At 28.7% G+C, this 19,626-nt stretch carries 19 protein-coding genes; 14 read left to right on the top strand and 5 right to left on the bottom strand.

The features are described 5' to 3' along the window. The first annotated feature begins 147 nt into the window (after window positions 1-147). On the top strand, window positions 148-1,173 hold the full coding sequence (locus APAC_RS01285; protein ID WP_130232390.1) for a cytochrome-c peroxidase: 1,026 nt from the start codon (window positions 148-150) through the stop codon (window positions 1,171-1,173). A 32-nt stretch (window positions 1,174-1,205) separates the two neighbouring features. Here the strand turns inward: APAC_RS01285 and maf are convergent, their stop codons facing one another. Then, complete coding sequence (gene maf / locus APAC_RS01290; protein WP_130232391.1) at window positions 1,206-1,754, bottom strand: septum formation inhibitor Maf; 549 nt, start codon at window positions 1,752-1,754, stop codon at window positions 1,206-1,208. An 84-nt stretch (window positions 1,755-1,838) separates the two neighbouring features. On the opposite strand from maf, the gene APAC_RS01295 reads away from it, so the two are divergent. The 3 genes from APAC_RS01295 to APAC_RS01305 all read left to right on the top strand — a co-directional run bounded on the left by APAC_RS01295 (window position 1,839) and on the right by APAC_RS01305 (window position 4,966). Continuing rightward, window positions 1,839-2,795 carry a ketopantoate reductase family protein gene (locus APAC_RS01295; RefSeq protein ID WP_130232392.1) on the top strand — a complete coding sequence of 319 codons (957 nt, stop codon included), beginning with the start codon at window positions 1,839-1,841 and terminating at the stop codon, window positions 2,793-2,795. After that, window positions 2,796-3,683: a DMT family transporter gene (locus APAC_RS01300; RefSeq protein ID WP_130232393.1), complete on the top strand. Its 888-nt coding sequence runs from the start codon at window positions 2,796-2,798 to the stop codon at window positions 3,681-3,683. It begins immediately after the preceding gene. Window positions 3,684-3,970: 287 nt separating this feature from the next. Continuing rightward, window positions 3,971-4,966: a tellurium resistance protein TerC gene (locus tag APAC_RS01305; RefSeq protein WP_228255930.1), complete on the top strand. Its 996-nt coding sequence runs from the start codon at window positions 3,971-3,973 to the stop codon at window positions 4,964-4,966. A gap of 121 nt (window positions 4,967-5,087) precedes the next feature. Here APAC_RS01305 and APAC_RS01310 read toward each other — a convergent pair whose 3' ends face one another. Together APAC_RS01310 and APAC_RS01315 are read right to left on the bottom strand one after the other, a co-directional pair. Beyond that, window positions 5,088-5,729 carry an NlpC/P60 family protein gene (locus tag APAC_RS01310; RefSeq protein ID WP_130232394.1) on the bottom strand — a complete coding sequence of 214 codons (642 nt, stop codon included), beginning with the start codon at window positions 5,727-5,729 and terminating at the stop codon, window positions 5,088-5,090. Window positions 5,730-5,780: 51 nt separating this feature from the next. Further along, on the bottom strand, window positions 5,781-6,326 hold the full coding sequence (locus APAC_RS01315) for an NlpC/P60 family protein (RefSeq protein WP_130232395.1): 546 nt from the start codon (window positions 6,324-6,326) through the stop codon (window positions 5,781-5,783). 82 nt (window positions 6,327-6,408) lie between these two features. Between APAC_RS01315 and APAC_RS01320 the strand changes: the two genes are divergently transcribed. Further along, complete coding sequence (locus APAC_RS01320; protein WP_130232396.1) at window positions 6,409-6,969, top strand: hypothetical protein; 561 nt, start codon at window positions 6,409-6,411, stop codon at window positions 6,967-6,969. 15 nt (window positions 6,970-6,984) lie between these two features. On the opposite strand, the gene APAC_RS01325 is transcribed toward APAC_RS01320, so the two are convergent. Then, the gene (locus tag APAC_RS01325; RefSeq protein WP_130232397.1) at window positions 6,985-7,464 is read right to left on the bottom strand and encodes a hypothetical protein; all 480 of its coding nucleotides are present in this window, start codon (window positions 7,462-7,464) and stop codon (window positions 6,985-6,987) included. A gap of 10 nt (window positions 7,465-7,474) precedes the next feature. Continuing rightward, on the bottom strand, window positions 7,475-10,030 hold the full coding sequence (alaS, locus tag APAC_RS01330) for an alanine--tRNA ligase (protein WP_130232398.1): 2,556 nt from the start codon (window positions 10,028-10,030) through the stop codon (window positions 7,475-7,477). A 174-nt stretch (window positions 10,031-10,204) separates the two neighbouring features. On the opposite strand from alaS, the gene trxA (APAC_RS01335) reads away from it, so the two are divergent. The 9 genes from trxA (APAC_RS01335) (at window position 10,205) to mnmL (ending at window position 19,626) form a co-directional block, all read left to right on the top strand. After that, window positions 10,205-10,522, top strand: a complete 318-nt coding sequence (trxA, locus tag APAC_RS01335; RefSeq protein WP_130232399.1) for a thioredoxin — start codon at window positions 10,205-10,207, stop codon at window positions 10,520-10,522. Window positions 10,523-10,649: 127 nt separating this feature from the next. Continuing rightward, entirely contained in the window at window positions 10,650-10,967 is a 318-nt protein-coding gene (gene trxA, locus APAC_RS01340; protein WP_130232400.1) for a thioredoxin, read from the top strand. Between the two features lie 155 nt (window positions 10,968-11,122). After that, the gene (locus APAC_RS01345) at window positions 11,123-12,529 is read left to right on the top strand and encodes a DASS family sodium-coupled anion symporter (protein ID WP_130232401.1); all 1,407 of its coding nucleotides are present in this window, start codon (window positions 11,123-11,125) and stop codon (window positions 12,527-12,529) included. A gap of 81 nt (window positions 12,530-12,610) precedes the next feature. Beyond that, window positions 12,611-14,779: a sensor histidine kinase gene (locus APAC_RS01350; RefSeq protein ID WP_130232402.1), complete on the top strand. Its 2,169-nt coding sequence runs from the start codon at window positions 12,611-12,613 to the stop codon at window positions 14,777-14,779. Further along, window positions 14,776-15,432, top strand: coding sequence for a response regulator transcription factor (locus APAC_RS01355; RefSeq protein WP_130232403.1), 657 nt, complete (start codon window positions 14,776-14,778; stop codon window positions 15,430-15,432). Before APAC_RS01350 ends, APAC_RS01355 begins: the two co-directional genes overlap by 4 nt. A gap of 150 nt (window positions 15,433-15,582) precedes the next feature. Further along, window positions 15,583-16,512, top strand: coding sequence for a thioredoxin-disulfide reductase (gene trxB / locus APAC_RS01360; protein ID WP_130232404.1), 930 nt, complete (start codon window positions 15,583-15,585; stop codon window positions 16,510-16,512). 16 nt (window positions 16,513-16,528) lie between these two features. Beyond that, on the top strand, window positions 16,529-17,302 hold the full coding sequence (gene dapB, locus APAC_RS01365) for a 4-hydroxy-tetrahydrodipicolinate reductase (RefSeq protein WP_130232405.1): 774 nt from the start codon (window positions 16,529-16,531) through the stop codon (window positions 17,300-17,302). Between the two features lie 12 nt (window positions 17,303-17,314). After that, window positions 17,315-18,664, top strand: coding sequence for an amidophosphoribosyltransferase (gene purF / locus APAC_RS01370; protein ID WP_130232406.1), 1,350 nt, complete (start codon window positions 17,315-17,317; stop codon window positions 18,662-18,664). Continuing rightward, a complete protein-coding gene (gene mnmL / locus APAC_RS01375) occupies window positions 18,664-19,626 on the top strand; it encodes a tRNA modification radical SAM protein MnmL/YtqA (protein WP_130232407.1) in 963 nt (320 codons plus the stop codon). Before purF ends, mnmL begins: the two co-directional genes overlap by 1 nt.

Consider the following 19,626-nt stretch of genomic DNA (forward strand, 5'->3'; position numbering starts at 1 on the left):
ATATTCCCTTAAATACGTATTTAAGATATTTTTACTCTTAAATATTATAACTTATGCTTATAATAAAATAAAAAATATTAAAGAAAATTAATTTTTATTTAATAATTATTATCCTAAAATATTTATATAACACAAAAAGGAGATCATATGAAATTAGTAGTTTCATTAGCAGTATGTTTAATAAGTGCCGGTTCTGTTTTCGCAAGTTCTTCATTAATTCAAAAAGCAAAAAATAGTAGATTAGAAGCAATTCCAGCTACGCAAGAAGCTTTAATGAAGTTAATTGATGATAAAAATGACCCAATTACAAAAGAGAAAGTTGAATTAGGTAAAAAACTTTATTTTGACCCAAGAATGTCAAAAAGCGGACTTATATCTTGTAATACTTGTCATAACTTAGGATTAGGTGGAGCAGATGGAATTCCTGCTGCTATTGGACATGGTTGGACAGCAAATCCTCATCATTTAAACTCACCAACAGTTTATAACTCAGTATTTTTCAAAGCACAGTTTTGGGATGGTAGAAGTCCTCACTTAGCAGACCAAGCTCAAGGTCCAGTTCAAGCAGGTCCAGAAATGGCTGCACCTCCAAAACTTGTAGAAGATAGAATTAATTCAATTGCTGAGTATGTACAAGAGTTTAAAGGTGCATATGGTGATGATGTAAAAATTGATTTTGAAAAAATTACTGCAACTATTGCAACATTTGAAAAAACTTTAGTGACTCCATCAAAATTTGATGACTTTTTAAATGGAGATGAAAATGCATTAAATAAAGAAGAGAAAGAGGGATTAGTAACGTTTATTGATAAAGGTTGTACTTCATGTCACTCAGGAATTGCTTTAGGTGGAACTATGCAACCATTCCAAATTGCTGCTAAATATAAGTTTACAAATGTAGGTGATTTTAAAGGTGATGAAAATGGTATGGTAAAAACACCAACACTTAGAAATATCACTGAAACAGCACCATACTTCCATAATGGACAAATCTGGTCATTAAGTGAAGCAGTTAAAGAGATGGGTTCTACTCAATTAGGTATTAAAATAGATGATAATGATGCAGCTAAGATTGTAACATTCTTAAAAGCATTAAAAGGTGATAAACCTGAAATCATTTATCCACAATTACCAGAGTCTTCTATAAATACTCCAAAACCATCAGCAAACTAATAATCTAAGAGCTTAGTCTCTTAGATTAAATGTTATTTAAGTATCATTTTAAGTTTTTCTACACATAATCCCATAGCAGTACTTTCATATCCTTTTACACTTTTTATATATGGTTTGCAAAAGCCTTCAACCATTATAGCTCCTGCTTTTCCCATACATTCACCACTAGATATATACTCATCCATATGTGTCTTGTCAAATGGTACAAATTTGTAAGTAGTAATAGAAATATCAATATATTCCATTTTTTTTGATTTATAAATCATACAAGTTATAACTGATGTTTTATTACCACTTTGTAACTCTAACATTCTTCTTGCATCATCTAAATCTTTTGCTTTTCTAAGTAGTTCACCATTACAAGTTACTACTGAATCAGCTACCAATAGGGGCATATCTTCTACGCCATATTTTTTATATAATTCTTCAAATTTACCTTTTGTAGCTTCATAGCAAAAAGATTTAGGATTTGTTGTTTTAATTGAGTCTTCATCAAAGTTTCCACCATTTTGAATAAACTCTATTCCATTGTCTTTTAATATCTTTGCCCGAGTTGGGGAGTTCGAACCAAGTCTAATCAATAAAAGTCCTTTTTATTTGAATTATACTCAATTTGTATATAATACGCCTTTTAAAAGATTTAATAAGATTTTAGGATAGATAAAATGAATATAGTAGTAATAGGCGCAGGTGGAATAGGTGCTTTTTATGGAATGATTTTACATAGTGTTGGATGTAATGTTAAATTTATAGCAAGAAATGAAAACTTAAAATATTTAAAACAAAATGCTATGAAGGTAACTCATCCAAATTATGTTATTGAAGATAAAATAGATACATATAGTATAGAAGAGTTCGTGGATAATTTTAAGCCTGATGATATTGATGCAGTTATAATTGCTACAAAATCAATGAGCACAAAGTCAATAAGCGAAGTTCTTGCAAACTGGACTAAGGATGTAAAAAAGATACCTTATTTTATATCACTACAAAATGGTGTTGAAAATGAAGATGTGATGGAAAAGTATTACAATAAAGATTATGTAATAGGTGGATTAACTAGACTTATAGTTTCTCATACAGTTTCTTTAGGTCATGTTCACTGCTCAGGAGAAGTGCAGACTTTAATTGGAGCACTTTATCCAAATGAGAAGAATAGTGCATTTTTAGAAAAGTTAAAAAGCTATTTAGACAAAACGCAAACAACAACTATAATATGTGAAAATATTAGATTAGAGTTATGGAATAAGTTAATTATAAATAATGGTGTAAATCCTATTTGTGCATTATTACTAGAAGAATCAGGTCCTTTAATAAGACATCAAAAAACTTCAAAGATAATTGAAGGTCTTATGAAAGAAGCAGCACTTGCTTCAAATGCAGTTGGAGTAAATTTAACACAAGACGATGCACAAAAGATGTTTGAACTTATGACAAACTTTCAATCAGTTAAACCATCTATGTGGGTTGATTTAGAAAACAGTAGGGATTTAGAACTTGAAGATATTTGTGGTGTAGTTATAAAAAACTGTGAAAAGCAAGGTTTCGATGCACCATATACAAGAAGTGTATCAACTATATTAGAGTTTTTATACAATAGAAAAAGAGGAATAGAAAACTAAATGCAATATTATGTTTTATTACTTCTTACAGTACTTTTTTGGTCGGGAAATTTTATTGTAGGGAGATATATTTCAAGTGAAATATCTCCTATGGAGTTATCTTTTTATAGATGGTTTATAGTATTAGTTATACTATTACCTTTTTTTATATTCCATTTTAAAAATATTATGCAGGTATTTAAAAAACAGTATTTAAATATCATACTATTAGGTGCATTAAGTGTTACAGGGTTTAATACTTTTTTATACTATGGATTGCAAACAACCACTGCTACAAATGCATTGTTGATTAATTCCTCAACACCAATATTTATAATACTATTTTCAGCCCTAATTTTAAAAACAACTATGAGTAAAGTTCAATGGCTAGGAATTGTACTTTCTACTTTTGGTGTAGTTTATTTAATATTAAAAGGTGAAATTGACCATTTTTTTGACTTAACATTTACAAGTGGAGATTTATGGATAATAGCTGCTTGTATTGATTGGGCTTTATATTCAGTATTATTGAAATTTAAACCAAAAGAGTTAAATGCCTTTGAGTTTTTAACTGTTACGACTATTATTGGTGTTGTAATTATATATGGAGTATTTTTATATCAAGGATATAGTTTCTCTTTTGATTTTGTAAAAAATGATGATGTCTTATACTCAATGATTTATATAGTTATATTCCCTTCACTATTATCATTTTATTTTTGGAATATTTCAACACCTCAAGTTGGGGCAAATAAAGCAGGGCAATTTGCTCATATAATGCCAATTTCAGGTGCAGCACTTGCATATATTTTTCTTGATGAGGTATTATATTTTTATCATTTAATTGGACTTATATTAATTTTTCTTGGTATTTATTTATCAATTTTTTATAAAAGAAAAGTATTTTAAATGCAAAAAATCTCTGGGGTTTTAATATTTTTATCTTTTATAACAACTTTATATTTTTATTTTTTCCAAAATGATTTTTTAATCATTTCTGGAATATTAGCTTGGAGTGCATTTATAATACTTTTTACTTCACTAAAAAGTAAAAAACTACTCTTGTTATTCTTTTTTTATTAAGTATAGTTGCTTTAATTTATTCATATATAAATAGCTATGAAATAAACTTTATCAAGCTTTTTACAGTAAATCAATATTTATTAACTCTTTTAATTGGTGTTGGTTTTTTAAGATTGATTGCCACACCAAAAAATGAAAATTTAAAAGATTTACCAAAGGGAAAAGGTTCATTTATTAGAACATATATGGGGGTTCATTTCTTTGGTTCGGTTATAAATATGTCATCATTACTATTGGTTGCTGATAAAATGTATAAAAAAGCAAAACTTAGTGATGCACAGATTGTTTTATTAACTAGAGCTTTCTCTTCAGATGCTTATTGGTCACCATTTTTTGTTGCTTTTGCAGCAGCTATTACTTATGCTCCAAATTTAGATACACATATAATCATCATAAATGGTCTTTTCTTAGTATTGATTGGTTTTATGTTCACTTTCTATGAAATTACAAAAAATGATAGATTTGAGTTAGAAAACTTTAGAGGATATCCCATTGCTTTAGAGACATTAGTTCTTCCTTTTTCTTTAGCTTTTTTAGTTTTACTTACAAACTATTTTGTTAAAGATTTAAAGGTAATTGTGTTAATTGCTCTATTTTCCCTTATCTTAGCTTTTTTTGTTTTACCAATTAAAAAAGGAATAAATAAATCAATTAATATATTTAAAAGTCATATTTTAGAAGAGTTACCAAAAATGAAAGTGGAGATGTCACTATTTTTGATTGCTGGAATGTTTGGTATTTCAATTAGTTCAATTTTATTTGGAATAGGAATAGAATTACCCTTTGAGAAATTTGATTGGATCATTGCTTCAATATTTTTAGCTCTTTTTATAATTTTAGGTTTTGTTGGAATTCATCCAATAATATCTATTGCAATTGTAGGAGAGTTTTTAAGTGGAGTTAATCATACTCTTTTAGCGGTTGCTTTTTTAATGTCTTGGGCAACAACAGTTTCAACTTCACCATTTAGTGGTTTAAATTTAACAATAGTTTCAAGGTATACTTTAGATTCTAAAAGAGTATTTAAATTAAATATTATTTATGCAATAAAAATGTATTTTGTTTCAGTATTTTGTTTATATTGTTTATCAAAATATTTAGGGATTTAAAAAATCATATAAATTTCATACGATTAAATTATAATTACATTAATAGGTAGATGCATGTCTCATTTATATCCTTTCTGCTTCCTAATTTTGAATAAGATAAGCTGCATTTACCTTTTGTAATCTAATCTAAAATTCTTCTAGATGTCCAATATGCTTTTTTATAAAAAGGTTTATTTAATTTTGTGAATTTTATACCTTTGATTGATGCATGCATAAAATTTCCATCACCCATATAAACTCCAACATGTCTATCATATTTTCCTGTTTTAAAGAAAACTAAATCTCCTAATTGAAGTTGAGATTTTTTTATACCTTCTCCTGATTTAACTTGTGTTCTAGTACTTCTTGGTATTTTTACATTGAATTTCTCTTTAAAAATTCTTTGAGTAAATGCTGAACAATCAATACCTTTTTTAGAATTGCCACCAAATTTATATTTTACATTTTTCCATTCATTATAAAACTCCATTAGGGCAGCTTTAATTTCTTTATCACTAGCATTTGAAGAAAGCTCTTTTGTTTTTTTAGTTTTACCTTCTTCAATCATAGCTTTATATTCTTCAGGTGTTATTATTGGTTCAAATTTTTCTTCTTTTTCAGATTTGAATAATTTTTGATATTCTTCATATGAAATAATAATTTCTTTATTTGTATTATTGTTTGTATTTATATTGTGTTCTGAGTTGTCTGCTACAGATTTAGATGCTGTACAACCTGTAAATATTAGTAAAAGTGGAATAAAAAAATAAGATTTTTTTATCATTAGAACTCCTGTCTAAAATTAAAATAAGCTTATATTATAGCAAAAAAGTACTTAATCAATAATTCTTTGTGATTTCCAATAATGCCTCTTAAAATAGACATTATCAAGTTTAGATATGGTTACTCCTTTTTTTGTTGAAGCATGAATAAACTCTCCATTATCTAAATATATCCCAACATGTCGTGAATTCTTTCCTGTTTTAAAAAAAACTAAATCGCCAGTATTTAAGTCTGATTTCTCAATTTCATAACCGGTCTTAGATTGTAATTTTGTTGTTCTTGGAATATCTAAATCTAGTTTCTCTTTAAAAGCAATTTGAATTAAAGCAGAACAATCTATTCCATTTTTAGAGTTACCACCAAATTTATATTTAACACCTTTCCATTCAGAGTAAAAGTTATAAAGTTTTTCATTTAGATTAGAACTTGATTTTCTCTCTTCTTTTATCTTCTCTTCAATTAAGTGTTCAAGTGAAGCACTCTTTATTTCAATATTATCAACTGTTTTTATATGAATATTTGTAGTCTCATTTTTTATTGAACAACCTGTAAAAAACAAAAATAAGATAGAAATAAATAATATATTTTTAATAAACATTATTGATATAAACCCCAAAATAAGTATATAATAAAATATTAATCAAAAATAATAATTATGTCAAGTTTTAAAAGGAATTAAAATGTATAAGATTATATTGTTTAGTTTAATTAGTATTTATTTTTGTGCTTGTAGCACTTCTTTTAATGGCTTAGAAATTGATAAATTAAAAGGTAAAAAAGAGATTACAATAGATTACTGTACTGTTGATTCTTATATATCCAACTCAGAAACAAAAGAGTATGGAACTATCTTCACTGAATATATAGATTTAGATACATCTTGTTTATGGAATGGTTTATCAAGAGGTTTTTTTGAAGATTTATTTAAAGATTCAGTTGATGTAAAATCAATGAAGGTTATTGAAAGAGTAGATTATGGAAATCAAGAGTTTACTACATATTTAATTGATAATAAATATTATATGAATTTAATATATGAGTTTAGTGCTTTTGAAGATAAGTTTATTATTGACTATAAGGGTGAGTATTTTACTAAATTAATAAAGGAAAAGGATGTTAAATATGAAAATAAATATCTTTATAAACCAAGGTTTATATCAAATTATAAAGAGAGTTTAGTTGATAAAAACATGTTAAATAATTACTTTGGACGAGATTCTAATTTTGAATTTGCGCAGTAATTACCTAAGAGAGAATTAGTACCCTCTTAGTGTAATTCCTAATATAACAGCAATTAATCCTAGTACGATATTTGTAGGAATTAAATATTTTGCAAGTGGAGCTAATTGGGCTTTTGCTATTGGAAATTCTCCTTTATCAAAAGCTTTTTGTGCTTTGTTTCTTTTTATATAAATTACTATAAAAATCAGTGTCATCACTGTCCAAATAATCTCTTTTAAAATTACAAAATTATATAAAGGTGTTCCTTTAAATCCTAAAGCTATTATCATGATAATGGCAGTTAATAATAAAAGAATAATTGAAGGAATAACCATATTAAAAAACCTTCGTAAGTTTTCCAAAGTTCTTCCTAATTTGATTTTTGGATCTTCTATGTCTTGCATAGAGTAGTGAACTGCAAATCTAATTACAATCATACCACCAACCCAAATTATGGCTGATAGTACGTGTAGAAATATGATTAAAGTTGAAAAGTTATTAAATAATTCGCTCATAATTTAATCTTTATAAATTTGCCTTAGCAAATTCAATTGCGGCTGCTTTTGCATCTTCAATTTTAGTTACATCTTTTCCACCAGCTTGTGCAAAGTCAGGTCTTCCCCCACCTCCACCACCAACGATTGGTGCAATATTTTTAATCCAATCTCCAGCTTTGATGTTTGTATTTTTGCTTCCAGCAACAATCATAACCTTGTCACCTTTTGCTTGAAGTAATAAAATTGCAAGTTTTTCATTTGCATTTTTCATATCATCAACGATTTTTTTAAGATCACCTGCTTTTACAACATCAACTACAACTTTTGTATCACCAATCATCTCTTCTTTAATTGGAGCAGCTGTTTGACTTTGTGCTTCTTCTAGTTCTTTTTTAAGATCTTTAATTTGGTCTTTTAATTTTTTGATACCTGTAATTACATCGTTGTTTTTAACTTCAGCTTTTACATCATTTAAAGTTGAAATTATCTCTTTTGTGTACTCAATTGCAGCAGTTCCACAAACAGCTTCAATTCTTCTAACACCTGCAGAGACTCCTGATTCTTTAATAATATAGAAGCTTCCAATATCAGCAGAGTTTTTCACGTGAGTTCCACCACAAAATTCTACAGAAACATCAGCAAAACTTACAACTCTAACCATGTCTCCATATTTTTCACCAAACATTGCAATAGCACCTTTTTCTTTTGCCTGTTCAATTGGTAACTCTTCGACATTTCCAGCAATTCCTCTTGAAATCATAGAGTTTACTAAATCTTCAACTTCTTCAATTTGTTCATTGCTCATAGCTTTTGGATAAGTAAAGTCAAATCTTAATCTTTTTGCATCATTTAATGAACCAGCTTGTGATACACTATCTCCTAAAACCATTTTTAGTGCACTTTGTAAAAGGTGTGTAGCACTGTGATGTTTAGCAACTTCATATCTGTTTACTACAACCGCTTCAACCGCTTCACCTCTAGAAATTTCAGAATTTTCCACATTTACTTTAGAAAGATTTAATCCATGGAATTTAGCAGTCTCTTCAATAATTGCAATATGCTCACCATCTTCTAATGCTCCAATATCACCCTCTTGTCCACCACTTGTAGCATAAAATGGTGTTTTATCTAACATTACCCATCCCGTAGTTCCCTTAGATAGAGTTTCTACTTCTTTAAAGTTTTCATCTAAAAGCGCAACGATAGTAGATTTATATGAAACATTTTCATATCCTACAAATTCATTTAAACCATATTTTTCAATAAGTTGTTTAAAGTCACCTTCATTGGCAGAGTCTCCACTACCTTTCCACGCTGCTTTTGCTTTTGCTTTTTGTTCATCCATTAACTCATCAAATTTAGCATTGTCAACTTTTAAATTTTTATCTCTTAACATATCTTCTGTCAAATCTAATGGGAATCCGTAAGTATCATAAAGTTTAAATGCTACTTCACCACTAAATACTTCTTTAGTGTTTGCTAATTCATCAGTAAAAATAGCCATACCTGAATCAATAGTTTTTAAGAATCTCTCTTCTTCTAAAGTCATTTGTTCTTTTACATAATCTTTTTGCTCAACTAATTCTGAATAGTGTCCACCCATAATTTCACATAAAGTATCATATAAATCTGCCATAAATGGTTTTCTAAATCCTAAAAGATACCCATGTCTAACAGCTCTTCTCATAATTCTTCTATTTACATAAGGTCTTCCTTCATTTCCAAATAAAATACCTTGTGCAAGCATAAATGAACAAGCTCTTAAATGATCAGCAATCACTCTATATGAACCAATAGTCTCTTTTGTAGGAGTTTTTCCTGCTAAATTTTCTAACTTTTTGATAATTGGCTGGAAGTTAGATGAATCAAAGTTATTAAAAACACCTTCTTTAATAGCAATAACTCTTTCTAATCCCATTCCTGTATCAATTGATGGTTTTGGTAGAGGTATTAATTCACCGCTTGATGTTCTTTCATATTGCATAAATACTAAGTTCCAAATTTCTAAGAATCTATCACCTTCTCCACCCATTTTATCTTCAGGACCATTGAAGTTTTCTTCTCCTTGGTCATAAAAAATCTCGCTACATGGACCACAAGCTCCTGTATCTCCCATTGACCAGAAATTATCTTTGTCTCCAAATCTCATGATTCTAGAAGGATCAATATGCTTTGACCAAATATCATAAGCTTCATCATCACTGTCATGAATAGTTACCCATAATTTTTCAATAGGTAGTGCTAGATTTTTAGTTACAAACTCCCATGCATAAGCAATAGCATCCTCTTTAAAGTAATCACCAAAAGAGAAATTACCTAGCATCTCAAAAAGTGTATGGTGACGTGCTGTGTAACCAACATTTTCTAAGTCATTGTGTTTACCACCAGCTCTAACACAAAGCTGACACGATGTTGCTTTAGGATTAGATGGAGCTGGAACAGCACCTGTAAAAATATCTTTAAATTGAACCATACCTGCATTTGTAAACATTAAAGTCGGGTCATCTGGTACTAATGGCATTGAAGATATTACTTCATGTCCTTTACTTTTGAAAAAATCTAAATATTCTTTTCTAACATCCATAAAACTTTCCATTCTTATTAAAATTAAGTTGATTTTATCTAAAAATTAATTTAGGCTAGATTAGTAAAACTTAAAAAAATGTAAAACAAAATTTAAGTTAATGGAAGATATAATAAATAAGTTGAATTAATAATATTAAGTGAAACAAAATAAATTAAAATTAAGGAAGATAAAATGGGTAAATATATTGAATTAACTCCTGCAAATTTTGAAGAAGTTACAAATAGTGGTGTTTCTATGGTAGATTTCTGGGCTCCATGGTGTGGACCTTGTAGAATGATCGCTCCAGTAATTGATGAGTTAGCAGCTGATTTTGATGGTAAAGCAAACATTTGTAAAGTTAATACTGATGAAGAGCAAGATTTAGCAGTTAAATTTGGTGTTAGATCTATTCCTACAATTATCTTTATGAAAGATGGTGAAGTAGTTGATACTATGGTTGGTGCTTCTTCAAAGCAAGCATTTACTGATAAAATTAACTCTTTATTATAATAAATAATCAAAATAATAGACAAAAAAAGGCTAAGATTTAAATCTTAGCCTTTTTTTATGATCAATTTAAGCTTAATATAAATTATTAGATGATAAAATTTTTCCACAAAATAAAAAAGGAATAAAAATGGGAAAATATATTGAATTAAATAATAACAATTTTGAAGAAACAGTAAGTGAAGGTATTTCATTAGTAGATTTTTGGGCTCCATGGTGTGGACCTTGTAGAATGTTATCACCAGTAATTGATGAATTAGCAGCTGATTTTGAAGGTAAAGCAAAAATTTGTAAAGTTAATTCTGATGAAGAGCAAGATTTAGCTGTTAAATATGGTGTTAGATCAATTCCAACGATTTTATTTATGAAAGATGGAGAAGTTGTTGATACTATGATTGGTGCAGCATCTAAACAAGCATTCACAGATAAATTAAATTCAATTATCTAATAACACTTATATACTATAAATACAATCAATTATTTAAAAGGTAAGGTTTTTTAACCTTACCTTTTTTATTTTTAAAACAAATAATCAAATGTCATATTAAAGCCACACAGATTTTTTATGATTTCACTATAAGAAATTCATAAAAAGGATCAGTCATGAGTAACACAATGAAATTTGCAATACCAATTCTTGTTGCAATCATCGTAGCTCTTATTCCAACACCGGAAGGATTAGCAGTAAACGCACAATATTTCTTCGCAATATTCTTAGGAGTTATTGTAGCTTTAATTTTAGAACCAATTCCGCCAGCACTTATTGGTTTAACAGGGGTTGCTTTTAGTGCAGCGTTTGGTTTAGTAGGAGACAATGCAAAAGATGCTGCTAAATGGGCATTAAGTGGTTTCTCTAATGGAGTTATTTGGTTAATTTTTGCAGCGTTTATGTTTGCACTTGGTTACAAAAAATCAGGTCTTGGAAAAAGAATTGCGTTAATTTTAGTTAAAAAATTAGGTAAAACTACACTTGGTTTAGGTTACGCAGTTGCATTTGCAGATGGAGTTTTAGCACCATTTATGCCTTCAAATACAGCAAGAAGTGCAGGTACTATTTTCCCAATTGCTATTAATATTCCACAAATGTTTAATTCAACTCCTGAAAATGAGCCTAGAAAAATTGGTTCATATATTTCATGGGTAGCAATAGCTGCAACAACTGTTACAAGTTCTATGTTCTTAACAGCACTTGCACCAAATTTACTTGCAGTGTCTTTAGTTGAGAAAAACATTCATATTCCAATTGATTGGGGTACTTGGTTTAGTACACTTGCAATAATTATGATTCCACTATTCTTATTAGTGCCAATCTTAACATATATTGTATATCCACCAGAACAAAAAACTTCTCCTGAAGCTCCAGCTTGGGCAGCAGCAGAGTTAGAAAAAATGGGTTCAATTACTAGAAAAGAAATTTTAATGCTTGGACTTGGATTACTTGCTCTTGTTTTATGGATTTTTGGTAAACAAATTGGAATAGATAGTACAGTTGCAGCAATCTTTGTATTATGTTTACTTGTTTTAACAAATGTTATTACTTGGGAAGATGTTATCACTAACAAAGGTGCAATCAACGTATTCATCTGGTTCGCAACTTTAGTAGCAATGGCAGCAGGTTTAAATAAAGTAGGATATTTAAAATGGGCATCTGGATTAATTTCTAGCTTCTTAGTGGGAATGGATCCAACAATGATTGCACTTGTCTTAGTGGTATTATTCTTTTTATTCCACTATTTATTTGCATCAGTAACTGCACACGTGGTAGCTTTACTTCCTTTATTCTTAGGAATTGCGGCTAACTTACTACCTGCAGATATGTTACAACCTTTAGCAATCTTACTTGTAGGTTCATTAGGGTTAATGGGAATTATCACTCCATATGCAACTGGTCCTTCTCCAATTTGGTATGGTGCTGGATATATTTCACAAGCAAAATGGTGGTTCTTAGGTCTAATCTTCGGTGCAATTTTCTTAGCTGCACTTGTAGTTTTAGGACTAATAATCTTATAAAAAAACTTATCTCTCCTTAAAAAAAGGTGTTAGGAATTTTTCCTAGCACCTTTTTTATTTAGAATTAACTATAATAGCAGAATGAAAAAGCTCTTAATTATTCTTATATTCCCAATTTATTTGTTAGCCAATCAATCAATATTGATTATTAATTCATATCATAAAGGTTATGAGTTTAGTGATAGAATAGTAAAAGGTATAGAAGAAATTTTATATAAAAATACAGATATTGATGTAAATATATTATATATGGATGCTAAAAGAGTTACTTCAAAAGAGTATTTTGACAGTTTAGAAAAACTTTATAGTGTTCAGCTGAAAAATAGAAAATATGATTTAGTTATAGCAGTTGATAGATTTGCTTATGATTTTGTTTTAGATACTCACAATAAATTCTTTATTGATTCTCAAATACTCGCAGTTGGTATAGAAAATTTTTCTTATGATAAAGCGAAAAAATATGGTGTTGAAAATAAAGTTTCTGCATTAATTGAAAGAAGAGATTTAAAAGGAAATGTCGATGTTATTAGAGCAATATTTCCTAGTATGAAAAAACTTTACATCATTAATGATAAGAGTTTAAATGCCCTACATACTGAACCACTTATATTTGATTTAATTCAAAACTTTAATGGAAATTTTGAATTAGAATATATTAAAGAAGATTCATTAGAGGATTTAAAAAAAAGATTTTCCAAAAGAGAAGAATCTAGTGCAGCTATATTTATTAGGTTTTACAAGAATGCAAATGGTGAATTAAACAAAAATCATGACATCGCTGATTTTATTAAAAATGCTCAAATCCCAATATTTATCACAGACTCCCTTTTTATAAAAAAAGGTGCAACGGGTGGAAAAATAGTAGATTTATATAGATTTGGTAAATCTTCAGGTCAAATGGCTTTAGATATTTTAGAAAAAAAGCCTCATCAAGTTTTAGTATCAGATGATTTATATTTTATATTTGATTCAAAAAAATTAAGTGAATTCACCCTTCCAGTTGATGCTTTAAGAGTTGATTATGAAGTAGTTAATAAAAGAGAAACTTTTTATGATAGACATACAGGATTTATCAATTTTGTTTTTACTATTTCTCCATTCTTAGTATTTTTGATATTGGGATTATTTCATAATATTTATATGAGAAAAAGAACCGAAAAAGAGCTAAGACAAAGAATTGAATTTGATGAAGTTTTATTAAATGCTATTGAAAGTCCAATATTTTGGGAAAATGAAAAGGGAATTATTGTAGATTCTAATAGTAAATTTTGTTCACTTATTGGGGTAACTCATGAAAGTATTTATGGGAAGAGACTTGAAGATTTTAAAGATAATCCAAAAACAAAAGAGATTATTGAAGTAATTAATAAATATATAGAAAATAGTTATGAAAACTTTGAGTTCAAACATTTTGATGAAAATAGAAAAAAAAGAGTTTATATTGTTAAGCAAGAAAGATTTCAAGATAAAAAATCAAAGACCTCAGGTCGTGTGACAATATTTACAGATGTGACAAAAGAGAGAGAAATAAATAAAGAAAAACAAAAAAATAGACAGTTTATTATTCAACAAAGTAAATTAGCTGAAATAGGAGAAGTTTTTTCATCAATCGCTCACCAATGGAAATCTCCTTTAATTGAAATTACTGCTATTGCTCAGGAACTATTTTATAGCAAAAAATGTGTTGCAGAAAAAGAGGATGAGAGTTTTGTAAAAGATATTATGAATCAAGTTACATATATGACTGATACCATAAATGATTTCCAAAAATTTATAATGCCATCTAATGAAAAAGTTGAGTTTGATATTTATGAAGCAATAAAATCTATGCTTGAAATTGTAAATCATAATATGAAGTATAATAGTATAAAAATAAGTGTTGAGGTACAAGAAGGTACTAATTTATTAGTTACTGGATACAAAAATGAGTGTATGCAAACTTTTTTAAATATTGTTAATAATGCAAAAGATGCATTGTTAAATAATGATTATAGGAATAGGCATGTTGATATCAAACTATTTAATCAAAATGACTATCTAGTGGTTACTATAAAAGACAATGCAGGTGGTATAAAAAATGAAAATATTTATGATGTTTTTAAACCATATTTTACAACTAAATCTGATGGTCATGGAATAGGTTTATATATGAGTAAGGTTATTATTGAGGATAAAATGGGCGGTATTATTAATGTAGAAAATGTTAATGGTGGAGCATTATTTACAATTAAATTGGATCAGAGAAAATGAAAATATTAATTTTAGAAGATAATAAAAGTTTATCAAATGTAATGAATAAAGCATTGAGTGCTGAAGGTTACCAAGTGGATTGTTTTTATGATGGTGATGAAGCATCAAATGCTATTGAAAATGGTTATTCATGTTTTATATTAGATATAAATGTCCCAAATTTAGATGGAATTACAGTAATGGAATATATCAGATACAATCATGCAAACACGCCAGTAATAATAATAAGTGCAAATCATGATTTAGAAAAAATTGAAAAGTCTTATCAGGTAGGATGTGATGATTATTTAAAAAAGCCTTTCTATATTTTTGAATTAGTTCAAAAAGTTAAAAAATTGATTTCAGTTGAAGAGCAATTTATAAAGTTTGATGAAGAGTATAAATTTGATTTTAAAAATAAAAAACTTTATAAAAATGATGATAATGTTGAATTAACAAAAAAAGAGATTTTGTTTTTAGAATTATTTACAAAAAATTTACATCATGTTGCTAGCTATGATGAAATTGAAGAATATGTTTGGGAAGGTGAAGAAACAAATCTTACAAATATTAGAACTATGATTAAAAGATTAAGAAAAAAACTCCCAAGTGATGCTATAAACATCATTAAGGGCTTAGGGTATTCATTAAATAAGAATGCTAAATTGATTTGATTACAGATTAAGAAAATGTGAAGTTAAATTATCTAAATTGCAATTAACTTTATACTTAACAAAAATTGAGTATTATTACCCTCTTATATTAAATGGTTTTATTTATTGTCAAATGTTTTTTAATTTAATATATTTTCAAAAGGATATAAAATGTTAGATTTAGCGATAATTGGTGGAGGACCTGCTGGGTTAACAGCTGGGTTATACGCAACTAGAGGTGGTTTAAAAGAAGTAACTATGTTTGAAATGGGAATGCCTGGTGGACAAATTACTGGAAGTTCTGAAATTGAAAACTACCCTGGTCAAGGTAATGTAATGTCTGGTATGGAATTAATGCAAAACTGGCCAGAGCAATGTCAAAAATTTGGTCTTAAACATGAAATGAACCAAGTAACTAATGTTAAAAAAGTGAATGATATATTTGAAGTTACAACTGGTGATGGTAAGACTGTAGAAGCTAAAGCTGTATTACTTGCAACAGGTTCAGTTCCAAGACGTGCTGGATTTAAAGGTGAGAATGAATTCTTTGGAAGAGGAATTTCTACTTGTGCAACTTGTGATGGATTCTTTTATAAGAATAAAGAAGTGGCGCTTATTGGAGGTGGGGATTCAGCTTTAGAAGAAGCAGTATATCTTTCAAAAATTTGTTCAAAAGTATATTTAGTTCATAGAAGAGATACATATAGAGCAGCACCTTCTACAATTGAGCATATGAAAGCTTGTGAAAATATTGAAGAAGTTACAAATGTAACTGTAGAAGAGGTATATGGAGATGCAAGTGGAGTTACTGGATTAAAAGTAAAATCTAAAGAATCAGGTGAAATTAGAGATTTAGATGTTCCTGGTGTATTCGTATTTGTTGGAAGAGATGTATTAAACGAACCTTTAAAACAAGAAGATGGGTCTTTCTTATGTGATACAAATGAGCAAGGTGAAGTAATAGTAGATTTAAAAATGAGAACAAATATTCCTGGTTTATATGCAGCAGGTGATGTTAGAATTGATGCAGCAAAACAAGTTGTTTGTGCAGCAGGCGATGGTGCAACTGCTGCGGTTGATATTATTGAATATATTGGATAAAGGAAATTTTTAGAAGATGATCAAAGTAGGTATAGTTGGAAGTACAGGAAGAGTTGGTTCATTATTAATTGATGATTTAGCTAATGATGAGCAAGCAAAAGTTGGTGCAGTTCACGTATTTGGTGAAATGACAAAACAATTACCAGAAAATACAGTTGTTACAAATGATATGAAAGTTTTACTTGATTCAAGTGATGTAATTATTGATTTTAGTGCTCCAGTTGCAACGGAAGCTTTATTAACACAAATTGTTGAAAGTGGAAATGGTAAACCTTTAGTTATCGCAACAACAGGATTTAATAAACACCAACAAAATTTATTAGTTGAAGCTAGTAAAATAGTTCCAGTACTATATGCTACTAATATGAGTTTAGGTGTTGCAGTTTTAAATAAACTTGTAGCACTTGCTTCTAAAACATTAGCAGATTTTGATATTGAAATAGTTGAACAACACCATAGACATAAAGTAGATTCTCCTTCAGGAACTGCTCTTACTTTAGCAGAACATGCTGCAAATGCAAGAGATTTAGACTTAGATAAAGTTAGAGTTTCAGGAAGAGATGGAATTATTGGTGCTAGAACTAAAGATGAAATTGCAGTTATGGCATTAAGAGGTGGGGATATTGTTGGTAGACATACAGTTGGTTTATACAATGATGGTGAATTTATTGAATTAAATCACACTGCAACTTCTAGAAATACATTCTCTAGAGGTGCTATTAAAGTTGCAAAATGGATTATTGGAAAAGATCCAAAATTATACTCAATCAATGACGCTTTAGGTCTATAAGGAAAATAAAAAATGTGTGCAATAGTTGGAATTTACGGAAATGAAAATGCTTCAAGGCTTGCTTCAATAGCTCTATTTGCGATGCAACATAGAGGACAAGAGGCTACTGGTATCTCTTCATCTTGTGATGGCAAAATATTTACAAAAAAAGATAGAGGTTTAGTTTCTGAAGTATTTACTGATGAAGCATTAGCTTATTTAAAAGGTAATATGGCAATTGGTCATAACAGATATTCAACTGCTGGTGGAGACTCAATATTAGATGCTCAGCCTGTATTTGCTAAATATAAGTTAGGTGAAATATCTATTGTACACAATGGAAATCTTATTAATAAAGATGAAGTGAGACAAGATTTAATTGATAAAGGTGCTATTTTTCAAACAGGAATGGATACTGAAAATTTAATTCATTTAATTGCTAAAAATACAAAAGATAGATTAAGAGATAGAATTAAAGAAGCACTAGAACGAACAGTTGGTGCATACTGTTTTATTGTTCAATCAAGATCAAAACAATTTGTTATAAGAGATAGATATGGAATTAGACCATTATCTTTAGGAAAATTAAAATCAGGTGGTTATATTGTTGCATCTGAGACTTGTGCATTTGATCTAGTTGGTGCAGACTTTATAAGAGATGTAAATCCAGGTGAAATGTTAATTTTTGATGAAGATAAAGATGAACCTGAATCAATCCAATTATTTGAAGCCCAGCCAAGACCTTGTGCTTTTGAATATGTATATTTTGCAAGACCAGATTCAGTAATTGATGGTAAAAATGTATATAGAACAAGAGAAAACATGGGTAAAGCATTAGCTACTAATGATAAAGATAATGGAATTCACGTAGATATGGTTGTTCCCGTGCCAGATTCAGGTGTTCCAGCAGCACTTGGTTATGCTGCTGAAAGTGGAATACCTTTTGAATATGGAATTATTAGAAATCACTATGTTGGTAGAACATTTATAGAACCAACTCAAGAGATGAGAGACATCAAAGTAAGAATGAAGCTTAGTCCTATGAAGTCACTAATTGCAGGAAAATCTTTATTAGTAATTGATGATTCAATTGTAAGAGGTACAACATCTAAAAGAATAGTTAAGATGTTAAAAGATGCAGGTGCAAAAGAAGTACACTTTAGAGTTGCATCTCCTGAGATAAAATTCCCATGTTACTATGGAATTGATACACCAAATAAAGAGGAATTAATTTCTAATAATATGTCTATTGAAGAAGTTAGAGAATATATTGAAGCAGATTCTTTAGCTTACCTATCTGTTGATGATTTAGTTGATGCAATTGGAAATGATAGAAATTATGCACTTGAAAGTTTCAATGGAGACTATTTCGTAAAAGCATAATGAGTAATTTAAAAGACGTATTAACAATAGGTCGATATTTTAAAAATAAATTCGGAGAGAAAGTTTATAAAGTTCCAGTTTCAATAGGCGGATTCACTTGTCCAAATATTGATGGAACAGTAGCTAAAGGTGGTTGTTCATTTTGTGAGAATGACTCCTTTTCTCCTAACTTACAAGATAAAAGACCAAAATTCAAATTAAATCCAAGAATCAGTGAAAATCCTTTTTTAGATAATCAATTAAAGCAATTAGAATTACAATTTTATGCAACTAAACAAAGGCTGCAAAATAAATTTGGTGCAAATAAATTTATAGTATATTTTCAATCTTTTACTAATACTTATGCTCCATTTCATACCTTAAAAGCACTTTATGAAAAAGCACTTAGTTTTGATAATGTAATTGGTCTTAGTATAGGAACTAGAACAGATTGTGTAACAGATGAGATACTTGATTTTTTAGTTGATTTATCAAAAGAAAAAGAGATTTGGATTGAGTATGGTATCCAATCATTTTATGATGAAACACTTGATAAAATAAATAGAGGTGATAGTGTTGAAAATATGAAGTACTGGATACAAAGAAGTAAGGAAAAAGGATTAAATGTATGCGGACATTTAATCTATGGACTTCCTGATGAAAATCAAGATATGATGTTAGAAACATTTAAGCAAACAGTTGATTTAAATGTAGATTCAATTAAATTTCATCCTCTTTATGTAGTTAAAAATACACTTTTAACTAATGAGTATAGAAAAGGTAGATTTGAGCCAATTAGTGAAGATTTATATATTGATACAGTTGTAAAATCTATTGTTAATTTACCTGAGAATATATCTGTTCAAAGAATAACTGCTGGAATTGATGATGATACACTTTTATCACCACAATGGTGTAGAAATAAACATTCTCAAATGAAAAAGATTAGAGTTGCTTTGGAAAAAGAAGGATTCAATTATTAA

The sequence above is a fragment of the Malaciobacter pacificus genome (assembly GCF_004214795.1).
GTDB lineage: Bacteria > Campylobacterota > Campylobacteria > Campylobacterales > Arcobacteraceae > Malaciobacter_A > Malaciobacter_A pacificus.

What these genes read in the sequence shown, in the direction of transcription:
- APAC_RS01285 (WP_130232390.1), top strand. Translation starts at nt 148, where the DNA reads ATGAAATTAGTAGTTTCATTAGCAGTATGTTTAATAAGTGCCGGTTCT.
- APAC_RS01295 (WP_130232392.1), top strand. Translation starts at nt 1,839, where the DNA reads ATGAATATAGTAGTAATAGGCGCAGGTGGAATAGGTGCTTTTTATGGA.
- APAC_RS01300 (WP_130232393.1), top strand. Translation starts at nt 2,796, where the DNA reads ATGCAATATTATGTTTTATTACTTCTTACAGTACTTTTTTGGTCGGGA.
- APAC_RS01310 (WP_130232394.1), bottom strand. Translation starts at nt 5,729, where the DNA reads ATGATAAAAAAATCTTATTTTTTTATTCCACTTTTACTAATATTTACA.
- APAC_RS01315 (WP_130232395.1), bottom strand. Translation starts at nt 6,326, where the DNA reads ATGTTTATTAAAAATATATTATTTATTTCTATCTTATTTTTGTTTTTT.
- APAC_RS01320 (WP_130232396.1), top strand. Translation starts at nt 6,409, where the DNA reads ATGTATAAGATTATATTGTTTAGTTTAATTAGTATTTATTTTTGTGCT.
- APAC_RS01325 (WP_130232397.1), bottom strand. Translation starts at nt 7,464, where the DNA reads ATGAGCGAATTATTTAATAACTTTTCAACTTTAATCATATTTCTACAC.
- alaS (WP_130232398.1), bottom strand. Translation starts at nt 10,030, where the DNA reads ATGGATGTTAGAAAAGAATATTTAGATTTTTTCAAAAGTAAAGGACAT.
- trxA (WP_130232399.1), top strand. Translation starts at nt 10,205, where the DNA reads ATGGGTAAATATATTGAATTAACTCCTGCAAATTTTGAAGAAGTTACA.
- trxA (WP_130232400.1), top strand. Translation starts at nt 10,650, where the DNA reads ATGGGAAAATATATTGAATTAAATAATAACAATTTTGAAGAAACAGTA.
- APAC_RS01345 (WP_130232401.1), top strand. Translation starts at nt 11,123, where the DNA reads ATGAGTAACACAATGAAATTTGCAATACCAATTCTTGTTGCAATCATC.
- APAC_RS01350 (WP_130232402.1), top strand. Translation starts at nt 12,611, where the DNA reads ATGAAAAAGCTCTTAATTATTCTTATATTCCCAATTTATTTGTTAGCC.
- APAC_RS01355 (WP_130232403.1), top strand. Translation starts at nt 14,776, where the DNA reads ATGAAAATATTAATTTTAGAAGATAATAAAAGTTTATCAAATGTAATG.
- trxB (WP_130232404.1), top strand. Translation starts at nt 15,583, where the DNA reads ATGTTAGATTTAGCGATAATTGGTGGAGGACCTGCTGGGTTAACAGCT.
- dapB (WP_130232405.1), top strand. Translation starts at nt 16,529, where the DNA reads ATGATCAAAGTAGGTATAGTTGGAAGTACAGGAAGAGTTGGTTCATTA.
- purF (WP_130232406.1), top strand. Translation starts at nt 17,315, where the DNA reads ATGTGTGCAATAGTTGGAATTTACGGAAATGAAAATGCTTCAAGGCTT.
- mnmL (WP_130232407.1), top strand. Translation starts at nt 18,664, where the DNA reads ATGAGTAATTTAAAAGACGTATTAACAATAGGTCGATATTTTAAAAAT.